The sequence below is a fragment of the Pectobacterium peruviense genome, from assembly GCF_002847345.1.
GTDB lineage: Bacteria > Pseudomonadota > Gammaproteobacteria > Enterobacterales > Enterobacteriaceae > Pectobacterium > Pectobacterium peruviense.
This window is the reverse complement of record NZ_LXFV01000032.1, coordinates 81,660-92,887: the sequence shown is the minus strand read 5'-3', so window position 1 is coordinate 92,887 and position 11,228 is coordinate 81,660. Positions and strand designations below refer to the sequence as shown.

Here is an 11,228-nt window from a genome sequence, read left to right as displayed (position 1 = left end):
AGCCATACGTTAGCCGGTTTTTTTACGCAGCAGCATCCATTCCTTCCGATACACACTCAATACAACTCAGAACGCCGACAGCATATCAATATGCGGGATACCATCTTCGTCATACGCCTCACCAGTCGCCACAAAACCAAACGCGCCGTAGAACGCTTGCAGGTGAGCCTGCGCAGAGAGGAAAAGATGCTTTTGCGGCCAGTGGCGTGCACAGGCAATCAACGCGTGCTCCATCAACTGATGGCCCAGATGTTGCCCACGAGCGTGAGGAGCCACAATCACGCGTCCAATCGTCACCACATCGTTGTTCGGATGAGGAGCGAGTAGCCGGGCATACGCTGCAAGCTTGCCGTCGCGATATGCCGCAATGTGGCGATTGCCTTCCACCAGATCGCGGCCATCAATATCCAGATAGGGGCAGGTTTGCTCAACCACGAATACCTGGCTGCGCAGCGCCAATATGTCATGTAGTGAATACACGTTAAGGTCTGCCACATCCCAGTCATGCCATATCAGACTCATTTCAACCCTTCCTATTCTGCACCCGTAGGACGCGCACGGCGTTTATTCAGGAGCAGCCATGCCCACAGCAGCGCAATCGCCAGCGCAAACAAAACGCCAAAACCAATCCCGATCGCGATAACCGAGACACCCAGTTTCACCACCAGAGAATAGAGCCCCAGCATTAACAGCATAGCGCCGTTCTCACCCAAATTCTGTACGGCAATCGCATTACCCGCACCGACGCTGGCTTTCCCACGTTCCTGCAACAGCGCATTAAGCGGAACAATGAAGAACCCGCCGAGCGCCCCCAGTAAAATCAGCAGGGAATAGGCGCTAAGGAGATTATGCTGAAGTGTGAAAATCACCACGACCACGCCAATCAGGAACCCCGCAGGCAAGCAGCGTCGTACATTATCGAGCGTAACCAGTCTGGCAGCCCCCCCTGCCCCCAGAACGATCCCAACGGCGACCATCGCATTAAGCAGCGTCGGCGTCGCGTTATCGGTAATGCCGAGCGCATGCGGCACCCACAGTACCAGCAGAAAACGCAGCGTCACGCCCGCGCCCCAGAACATGCTGGTGCCAATCAACGAAAGCCGAGCATCACCATCGCGCCACAGCACCCGACAGGCGGAAAAGAAGCTGCTCGCCATCTGCAGCGGATGCCACGGCTGCCCTGGACGGGCGGCGTTGAGGTGTGGAATCAGCATATTCGCGCCCAGCGCCACGCCATAAGCCACCGCACAAATCGACAGTGCCGCGTAAATATTCCAGTCCGCCAGCACGCCCCCTGCCACAGAGCCGGTTAGGATCGCCGCAATGGTCGAAGCTTCCATCAAGCCATTGGCTTTGACCAACTGATCGCCACGCGTGATCTCACCCAAAATGCCGTATTTCGCAGGTGAATACGCGGCGGCACCAATGCCCACCAGCGTGTATCCCAGAAACGGATTCCCGCCCACACAAATTAGCAGCGCCCCTGCCAGTTTCAGGGTATTGGCGAACATCATCACCCGCCCTTTGGCGAAGCTATCCGCTATTTGTCCGACAAACGGCGCTAAAACGATGTACGCGGCCACAAACCCCATCTGCAAAAACGGCTGGCTCCAGTCGGGATACACCAGCTGTTTGATCAACGCTAACGTGGCAAACAGCAGCGCGTTATCACCAAACGCGGAGAAGAACTGCGCGATAATCACCGCGCTCATACTGCGCGACAGCAAAGGCGTCGCGGGTTCAGTCTGTTGACTCATGCACTAGGCTCCGACGCGTTAGTAATAGGTTGTTTGACGCTCGATTGTTCGGCACTCAACTCTTCAGCCATTTGGCGTAGCGTGACAAAGTCAGGCTTGCCGCTGCCGAGTAACGGTAACGCTTTCACGTAGCGAATATCACGCGGTACCGCCAATTCTGGCACCCCGCTGCTGCGTGCCTGTGCAAGCAGCACATCACGGGTTATCTGGCTGTCCGTTGTAAACAGCACCAGCGCTTCACCTTTGCTGCTGTCGCTCTTCGCACTGGCTGCATGTTGTGCCTCCGGCGACACCTTCACCGCCAGTTGCTCCACGCTTTCGAGCGAAACCATCTCTCCCGCCAGCTTGGCAAAGCGCTTCACGCGGCCGATGATGGTGCAGAACCCTCTTTCGTCCAGCTCGACAATATCGCCAGTGTCATACCAGCCCTGCTGCAATTCACCTTCTGCGTTTTCTGCCGCAGGTGTCTCGAGCACGCCAGGATTTTCCACCCGCAGATAGCCTTTCATGATATTCGGCCCACGCAGTTGCAGACGGCCACCGCGCGTAATGCCCGGTACAGTGATCAAACGCGATTCAATTTCCGGCAACAGCAGGCCGACAGAATGAATTTTCGTCGCCATCGGTACGTTGATCGCGACTACCGGCGCACATTCGGTCACGCCATACCCTTCCAGAATGCGAATGCCGAATTTGTCCTGCCAGACCTGTCGCGTCGTCTCAGACAGCTTTTCAGCTCCAGCCACGACATAGCGCAAACGAGCAAAATCATACGGGTGGGCAAAACGCGCATAGTTGCCTAAAAACGTAGACGTCCCAAACAGCACGGTACAGTTCTGGTCGTAAACCAGTTCCGGCACGATGCGATAATGCAGCGGACTGGGGTAGAGGAACACGCGAGCGCCCGTCATCAAAGGCGTTAACAGCCCAACAGTCAGGCCAAACGCATGGAACAGCGGTAGCGCAGACATAAAGCGGTCACGCGGGGTGAAATCCGCCACAGTACGAATCTGCTCAACGTTCGCCAGCAGGCTGTCGTGAGAATGCACCACTCCCTTCGGGTTCCCCTCAGAACCGGAGGTAAACAGCACAATGGCCGCATCGTCAGGTTTCTGCGGCAGCATCGCGCGAGCAGGAAACAGCAGATGAAACAGGATCCACAGCTTATCCGCCAGCGTCACCGTGTCTTTCAAATCTTCCAGATAAACCCAGTTGGCTTCGCTGACCTGCTTCGGCAGATCCGTCAACTTACCCTTTTCAAGAAACTGGCGAGAGGTGACGATCGTTTTGATCCCCGCCGCTTTCATCGCGCTTTGCAGCCCTTTCGCGCCTGCGGTGTAGTTCAGCATGGCAGGAATACGGTTACGCAGCGATGCGCCTAGGATTGATGCCGCGGTAATGGTCGCATTGGGCAGCAGCATACCGACATGTTCATCGGCGCGAGTGAAGCGCTGCAAAATGCGCGATACGCCCAGCGATTTTTTCAATAAGCCCTGATAGCTGTCTTCATTGAATGAGATATCCGCAATGCTCGGAGAATGCCGCCCGTAGCGGGATCTCGCCGTCAGAAATGCCTGATACAGCGTATGCTGCGGACGCGTTTCCATCCGCGCTTTCATCATAATCTGGTGCAAGCGTTCACCGGCCAGTGCACGACGCGCTCTGGCGCTGCTGGCTTCCGGCATTGGCAATGTGGTCGGTGGCAAATAGGTGATAGTAATCTGTGGAAGGCAGCGCCGTTTAAATACGCCCGCCAGCCGACCGAACGGCGTGAATTCGGCGCCATCAATGCGCACGGGGATAATCGTCGCCCCGGATTTCGCTGCGACAAACGCCGCACCGCTGTAAATCTTCATCAGCGATCCCGTTACGCTGATGCGTCCTTCAGGGAAAACCACGACAGGCTGGCCGCGCTCGATCACCTTGATCAACCCTTTAATCGCCAGAGGCTTGGTGGGATCCAACGGCACAAAGTCGATATAAGGTTTCAACCAGCGCATAAACCAGCGATCGGAAATGGAGGAGTACACGGCAAAAACCGGTTTTATCGGTAAGAATAACGCCAGCAAAACGCCATCGAGGAAAGAGACGTGATTGGGGGTGATGAGCAATTTGGATTGCTGAAACTGGCTGCTGTCGCCCTCGATCCGGATGCGATACAGACGCTGGAACACCCAACGTAACAGGGTATGAATCATGCCTTCTCCCAATAGACAGATAAACGGGCAGCTTGCTGAGTCGCAAAACCACCAAGCGATACGTCAAAATACTATATACACGCCATAGTTCAAGCGACGGTGCGCGGCTTAACGCGAAGATTGTCGTCAGCACATCATTCGCATAGCATTAAAATCGCTGGAGATAGCAAAAGCGGGAAATTCAGGCAAAAAAAAACCTACGCATCCGCGTAGGTTGGTGTAATCAAATGATTTCAATGTACAGAGTACATCGATGTATCACCAATCAATACCTCTGGGACTTGTTACTCTAGGGATCGCCACTTATCTTCACCAGCGATGAATCGAAAGAGTTATTCTATAAGTGCAACCAACTGTAAAATTCTAGCGAATCATGTAAGCCAACCGCCTTCTCACAGCCTTTTCACCAGATAAATGCCGCTATTTTCCCCTAAAGGTTCCTTTTCTTCCCGACTCCTCTTTTTCATTCTTTTCCCGCCCGATCACATTTCCTGACTTTTTATAAGTAAATGACCACTCAAACACAGGGGTATTAGTCCACTTTTTCAACAGAATCAATCAGAAAGTGAGGAGTAGGATCGCGGAGTCTGCATGGGGCAGACGCTGAATTTAACCAGGTGTGTGTAACGAATAATGAAGAACTACAAAATAGGTACCCGACTGGCCGGTGGCTTTGGCCTACTCATTGCGCTTTCGCTGGCCATGCTGACCAGCGGTATTTACCAACTTAACCAGGTGTCCAGCAGTACACAACAGATGATGCAAGAGCCGCTGCGCAAAGAACGGCTGGCATCGGACTGGCATGCCACGCTTGTCGCCGGTGTCCAGCGCAGTATGGCGGTAGCACGCAGTAATGACGATTCACTGGTTGAGCTATTTGCCGCAGAAAACACCCGTGCCAGTAAAGAAAGCGGTAAACGGCAGGAGGATTTTGCCAGCCTGATCTCTACGCCAGAAGAAAAAGCCTTATTCGACAAAGTTGGCGAATATCGCCAGTCCTACATTAAAAAGCGCGATGCGATTATCACGGAAAAAGGCGCGGGTAATTTCGATCGCGCCAGAACGCTCTTCGACAATGAGTTCGTTCCCGCTTCCAATGGCTATCTGGCAAGCGTGGAAGCGCTGCGCGACCACCAGCGCGCCAGCATCGACCAAATGGGGAAAAACATTAACGCTGGCGCAAGCCGTGGCGATCTCATCCTTGCCGTCACGGGCGTGCTGAGCGCCATTATCGGCGTGCTGATCGCCTGGGTGCTCACACGCAGTATCGTGCAGCCGCTGGCGCGAGCCGTCAGGGCGACACAGGCTGTTGCGGCGGGCGATCTGACGCACGATATTCAGCCGGAAGGACGCGACGAAGCGGCTCAATTACTGCACGCTCTGCAAGATATGACGGTACGTCTGCGTTCCATCGTTGGCGAAGTTCGCCAAGGGTCTGAATCTATCGCGGGGGCTTCTTCACAGCTTGCCGCAGGTAATATCGACCTTTCCAGCCGCACGGAAGAGCAGGCCAGTGCGTTACAGGAAACCGCCGCCTCCATTGAGCAGTTAAGCTCGACGGTCAGACAGAATGCCGATAACGCCCGTCAGGCCAACCAACTGGCGCAATCGACCACGCAGCAGGCACAGTCGGGTGGGCAGTTGGTGACGGAAGTGGTGGAAACGATGGGCGCGATCGACTCTTCCTCGAAGAAGATCGTCGATATCATCGGCGTCATCGACAGTATCGCGTTCCAGACCAACATTCTGGCGCTGAATGCCGCTGTAGAAGCCGCACGAGCCGGTGAGCAAGGTCGCGGTTTCGCCGTGGTTGCCAGTGAAGTGCGCAGTCTGGCGCAGCGCAGCGCCTCGGCAGCCAAAGAGATCAAGGAGTTGATCGATCGCTCTGTTCAAACCGTGGAAGCGGGTAACCGATTGGTGGTACAAGCGGGTGTGTCGATACGAGATATCGTCAACGGCGTGCGCAAGGTCAGCGATTTGGTCGGAGAGATCAGCTCCGCCAGCAATGAACAGACGATGGGCATTGAGCAGGTGAACGTTGCGGTGAACCAGATGGAAGTAACCACCCAGCAGAATGCCTCGCTGGTGAATGAAGCGTCGGCCGCCACGCAGTCGCTACAACAGCAGGCCGCACAGTTAGCCGAAACGGTCAGCCAGTTCCGCTTAGGCAGCGGCCATCAGATCGCCCGTACACCCACGGTAACCCCATCCTTAACCCTTAGGCCTGCGCTGGCCGCACCGGGTAAGAGCGGTATCGCAGCCGGTGAAGGAGACTGGACATCGTTCTGATGTCATATTCCCTTCAGCTCTCCTCTGCACAGTGCTGGAAGCGCTACGACTTATAATGGGTTTTGCAGTTATCTGGCGTCAAAAATTATGCAGCGGTGGGCTTGGCCGCCGAGTGAGCGACAGGACGTCGCGAAAGCCAGTGCCGCGTCGGGAACGCGTCACTGGCGGCTCGGTTAGCGGTCAAGAACACCGATGGAACCGCGTAGCGGCATAATTTAGCCGTAAGCCTGGGGTCACGGGGCGAGCGGCGCTTGAGCCGTCCCGTGTCGGGCGCGTGCTACGAGGTAGCATGAAAATAACGGTATTATCGCGCACGAAACTGCCTCTGAGTTTTGCATAGAAAAGACCGCCTACAGCGGCTGGTGATACAGCCGCACAACTTTATCCGGGTAGTCCAGCCCATCGCCGATGTAACGCCAGCCGTGTTTTTCGTAATAGCCGCTAAACGTGGCGTACAGGTAAAGGTCGTCAAAACCTGCGCGGCGACAGAAATCCAGTACGTGCCGTTGCAGCGCCACGCCCAGACCTTTATCACGATAACTTTCTTCCACATACAGCGACGCCAGCCAAGGCGTCAGATCCTGTCGGCTGATTAAATCGCAGCGCCAAAGCCCTACCGTCCCAACTAAACGATCACCATCCAGCGCGATAAACGTCAGCGGCAGCGCCGCTGGGTTCAGGCTATTGCGCACCACGCTGGCAAAGAATTCACGGCTATTCTGGCTACCAAATGCCTGCCATATCCAGTCGATCACCTGTTCCTGATGCTGAGGATAATCCGCCAGGTAAACAATGTTCGCCATGACTACACCAGTTTCCCTTGAAAAATCGGTACAGAATCAAATAAATAGCCGTCGAACTCGGGCGCGTCGGCGTCGGAGATTTCCATCAGCGTATTTTTGACATTTTCAAGGTGTTGCCACATAGCCTGATAAGAGCCAGACACATCGCGACGCCGCAGCGCCGCCAGAATAGCCTGATGATCCGCCAACCATTTCAGGCGATAGCCTTGCGTGCCAACGTGGGTGTAAAGCTGCTGCCAGAGCGCGTTATCGTCACGGCACGCCCAAATATTGCTGACCGTTTCCAGCAGCATCTGGTTCTGCGTCGCACCAGCAATTTGCAGGTGAAACAGGCGGTCGAAATCACCGCGGTAATCTTTTACGGCAATCGCGGCCTGCTCTTGCTCCAGTATTTTACGCAGGTTTTCGATATCTGCCCGCGTTGCCATACGTGCCGCAAACGCCGCAATATTGCTTTCCAGCAGTTGGCGCGCTTGTAGCATTTCAAACGCGCCGATATGATTTTTGGCACTGTCTGCCGCATCGTCTTCATCGGGAATACGCAGGACATAAACCCCAGATCCCTGACGAATATCAACCGTACCTTCCAGCTCAAGCATCAATAGCGCTTCGCGCACTATTGTCCGGCTAACGCCATAGGTTTCCGCAATATTTCGTTCAGGAGGAAGGCGCGATCCGACAGGGTAATCCCCTGATTGAATCTTCTGGCGCAAATCACAGCCGATTTCCTGATATTGCTTCTTCTCTTGCAGAACCACATCCTTCGCCACGCTTTCACCCTACATACACTGTCGCACTGAATGCGGACGTCAGGTCGGTCCGCACCGAATATACCCAGCCACACGTACTGACGTCGCGACGGGGCATTAGTCTACCAAACTCAGCGCCTGATCCAGTACTTTTGCGCCATTTAATGTGCCATAGGCGACAGGGTCGATCACCGCGATAGGTATCTGATAGCTGTCCGTCAGTTTTTTATTTTCGTTAAGTTTGAAGCGCACCTGCGGCCCCAGCAGAACCGCAATAATGTCGCTGCCGAACTCCTGCAATTCATCCCGCAGATTTTGTTCCGGGATCGCGTAGATCTTAAACGCCATTCCCCGCGCTTCCGCTTCCTTCTCCATCTTGGTGACCACCAGTGAGGTCGACATGCCTGCCGAGCAAGCCAGTACGATTCTTTTCATATTCCGTTCCTCATTTTGGTTATCTGCGTCTATTTCTCTTATTTCTCTTCATCATCCAGCGTCAATTCAAGCCGACGCGTGTCGTGTAGCTGACGAAACCAGCCAGCGGATTTTTTCGGTCTTCGTTGCCGATCCTGTTCCAGATCGATTTCGATCAATCCATAACGATTTTTAAACGCATTCATCGGTGAGACGTTGTCGGTAAATGCCCACAGCATGTAGCCTCGGCAATGTGCCCCCTCTTCCTTCGCTTTCAGCGTCCAGTAAAGATGCTCCGCAATAAACGCAATACGGTAATCATCCTGAATCACGCCCGTATCGTCTTTAAAGCGCGATTCATTCTCGATGCCGATACCGTTTTCCGCCACAAACCACGGCACATTGCCGTATTCACGTTCTATACGCTTTGCCATGTCGTAAATGATTTTGGGATTGATCTCCCAGCCGCGCGAGGTGTTCATACGGCGCCCCGGCAGCTCAAAATGTTCATAGTAATAGGCAGGATGGAACGGCGTTTCCTTGTTCCATTCACGGCTAGGCGCTTTTACGCGGTGCGGGTAATACAGGTTGATTCCCACCTCATCGACCGTGTTATCGCGAATGATCGCCAGCTCTTCTTCCGTGTAATCCCACTTCACCTGATGCTGCGCCAGTAGCGCGATCAGTTCAGCCGGGTATTCCCCTTTTAGCGCCGGATCGAGAAAAACGCGGTTATAGAACAGATCGTAAAGATGTGCCGCCTTCACATCGTGTGCGGCACAGGATCTCGGATACGTGACTTCCGGATTGAGGATCACACCGATCGAGCCGCCGTCCCGGTGATAGCCTTTCTGCCGAAACAGCTGCACCACTTTAGCCGTCGCCAGATTCTTATGGTGATTCCACTGCATCCAAGTGTGAGTGTTCTGCTCATAAGGGTAGCGTAGCGCGTCCAGATAAACGCGCGTCTGCACCACAATCGGCTCATTGAAGGTAAACCAGCGCTTCACTTTTCCAGCATAGCGGGCGAAAACGGCATCGGCGTACAGCACAAACCACTCCACCACCTGCTTGGATGACCAGCCCTGATACTTCTCCAGCAAACAGGCGGGCAGTTCGTAATGTTCTAGGCAGATCATCGGTTCGATCCCCTGCCGATGCATTTCATCCAGCAGGTTATCGATGTAGGCCGCGTACTCTTCATCGACGATGCCTTTCTCATAGTCCAGCATAAAGCGTGACCAGTTGATCGACGTACGATAGTGCGTCAGCCCCGCCAGCTTCATCAGCGCCACATCTTCCCGATAACGATTAAAGAAGTCTGTCGCTTTCGCTGGACCATACCCGTTATGCCAGACCTGACGATCCTGCTTGTACCAGAGATCCAGATAGGAATCCTGCCCTGCCTTCTTGCCGCTCCATCCTTCCGTTTGCCATGCCGATGCCGCCGCGCCCAGAATAAAATCCGGTGGAATAGTCAGTGCAACCTTACTCATGCATTACCTCTCTTCTCGTCCGTTTCAGGCTTTTTCCGCTGCGGCCTGCTTTTCTGCTTCTAACTGCGCCAGCTCGGCACGACGGGACGCCACTTTGACAAACGGCAGATAGATCAGCATCGCAACGATGATGCATACGATCTGTGTTGCGACAGCCCCCATCGATCCCGCCGTCGACAGCCAGGCATTAATGATTGGCGGTGTCGTCCACGGCACCATCACCACGGCTTTGCCCGCAAACCCCATGCTGGTGGCAAAATAACCAATCGTGCCCGTCACTAACGGTGTGATAATGAAGGGAATAGCCAGAATCGGGTTGAGCATAATCGGCATACCAAAAATCACCGGCTCATTAATATTGAACACGCTGGGGCCGAAAGAGATTTTGGCGATCTCTTTCATCTCTTTGCGTTTAGACGCAATCATCACCGCCATCAGCAGGCCAATCGTCAAGCCGGAACCACCGATGCTCATGTACACATCCCAGAACGGCATGGTGATAATGTTCGGTATCTCATGCCCCTGCTCAAACGCGGTCATGTTGACGGCAATCGCCCCCAGCAGCAGCGGTTCACGAATCGGTTTAATCATCTGGTTGCCGTGAATCCCGATCACCCAGAACAGCTGAGCGACAAACATCAGCACCAATAAACCAGGCAGGCTTTGCACCACGGACTCCAGCGGTTGCTGTACGACTTTATAAACAGCGTCATACAGATACATGCCCGTCACGCGGTGAAACACAAACCCAAAGGTGGCGATAGCAACCACCGTGATAATGGAAGGAAACAGCGCAGAAAAAGAGGCCGCGACGTTGGGCGGCACGCTGTCTGGCATTTTAATCTGCAGCCGATCGACATTTTGCAGCTTGGTGTACATCTCGACAGACAGGATGGCGATGAACATCCCCAGAAACAGGCTTTTGGTATCGGAAAACTGTTTCGCCAGCACGTCTTTCACCACCATCATCTGCCCGTTGACGGCCATTTCGATCGTGGTTGGCGTGACGGCAATAAAGCAGATCACCGCCAGCAGGCCGGGAAACAGCCCGCGTGAACCGTTAATCTTCCCAAGCTCGATGCCAATCAGAAAGACGGCGCCGATAGTCAGAAAGCTGAGCGTGGCGTAGTTAATACCGCTCATGATCGGCTTGAGTTCCGCCAAGAACGAGAACATGGAAAAACTGGCCAGACCATTTTTGGGGTCCATCACCATGTTGGAAATCAGAACGGAGAACGCCCCGACGATAATGACAGGCATCAGTGTAATAAAGGATGCCTTAATCGCCATAATGTAACGCAGGCTATTAAATTTATTGGCAAAGGAGCCCAATGAATCAATCAGTTGGTCCTTAAATGACATAACACCACCTCTTTGATCATCATATTGTTATATCGCGTGTTATACGCGGGATGGCCGTTACGCGCAGGGTAAATGCAGGTACCGCGCTTTCGCGTTTGGCATACCAAAAATCAACCATAATGAATTATTTTTCTGTGACAGGATTCTCACAAGCCAATAT

The 11,228-nt window shown here is 53.9% G+C and carries 9 protein-coding genes; 1 reads left to right on the top strand and 8 read right to left on the bottom strand.

Translation table 11 applies throughout. The annotated features are described in order from the left end of the window. Positions 1-66: 66 nt before the first annotated feature. From A0G03_RS19170 to aas, 3 genes are read right to left on the bottom strand one after another with little or no spacing between them, the layout of a single operon-like run. Complete coding sequence (locus A0G03_RS19170; RefSeq protein WP_011095140.1) at positions 67-522, bottom strand: GNAT family N-acetyltransferase; 456 nt, start codon at positions 520-522, stop codon at positions 67-69. Between the two features lie 11 nt (positions 523-533). Next, on the bottom strand, positions 534-1,757 hold the full coding sequence (gene lplT / locus A0G03_RS19165; RefSeq protein WP_048262141.1) for a lysophospholipid transporter LplT: 1,224 nt from the start codon (positions 1,755-1,757) through the stop codon (positions 534-536). Then, positions 1,754-3,955 (bottom strand): bifunctional acyl-ACP--phospholipid O-acyltransferase/long-chain-fatty-acid--ACP ligase, encoded by a 2,202-nt coding sequence (gene aas, locus A0G03_RS19160; RefSeq protein ID WP_048262143.1) that lies wholly within the window; start codon positions 3,953-3,955, stop codon positions 1,754-1,756. Before aas ends, lplT begins: the two co-directional genes overlap by 4 nt. A gap of 633 nt (positions 3,956-4,588) precedes the next feature. On the opposite strand from aas, the gene A0G03_RS19155 reads away from it, so the two are divergent. After that, positions 4,589-6,244 (top strand): methyl-accepting chemotaxis protein, encoded by a 1,656-nt coding sequence (locus A0G03_RS19155; RefSeq protein WP_048262145.1) that lies wholly within the window; start codon positions 4,589-4,591, stop codon positions 6,242-6,244. Between the two features lie 350 nt (positions 6,245-6,594). On the opposite strand, the gene A0G03_RS19150 is transcribed toward A0G03_RS19155, so the two are convergent. The 5 genes from A0G03_RS19150 to A0G03_RS19130 all read right to left on the bottom strand — a co-directional run bounded on the left by A0G03_RS19150 (position 6,595) and on the right by A0G03_RS19130 (position 11,068). Then, the gene (locus A0G03_RS19150) at positions 6,595-7,047 is read right to left on the bottom strand and encodes a GNAT family N-acetyltransferase (RefSeq protein WP_048262147.1); all 453 of its coding nucleotides are present in this window, start codon (positions 7,045-7,047) and stop codon (positions 6,595-6,597) included. Positions 7,048-7,049: 2 nt separating this feature from the next. Beyond that, positions 7,050-7,817 (bottom strand): FCD domain-containing protein, encoded by a 768-nt coding sequence (locus A0G03_RS19145; RefSeq protein ID WP_039296655.1) that lies wholly within the window; start codon positions 7,815-7,817, stop codon positions 7,050-7,052. 96 nt (positions 7,818-7,913) lie between these two features. Next, positions 7,914-8,231 (bottom strand): PTS sugar transporter subunit IIB, encoded by a 318-nt coding sequence (locus tag A0G03_RS19140; RefSeq protein WP_048262149.1) that lies wholly within the window; start codon positions 8,229-8,231, stop codon positions 7,914-7,916. 38 nt (positions 8,232-8,269) lie between these two features. Continuing rightward, entirely contained in the window at positions 8,270-9,706 is a 1,437-nt protein-coding gene (locus tag A0G03_RS19135) for a glycoside hydrolase family 1 protein (RefSeq protein WP_048262151.1), read from the bottom strand. A gap of 24 nt (positions 9,707-9,730) precedes the next feature. Beyond that, a complete protein-coding gene (locus A0G03_RS19130; protein ID WP_048262153.1) occupies positions 9,731-11,068 on the bottom strand; it encodes a PTS sugar transporter subunit IIC in 1,338 nt (445 codons plus the stop codon). Positions 11,069-11,228: the final 160 nt, after the last annotated feature.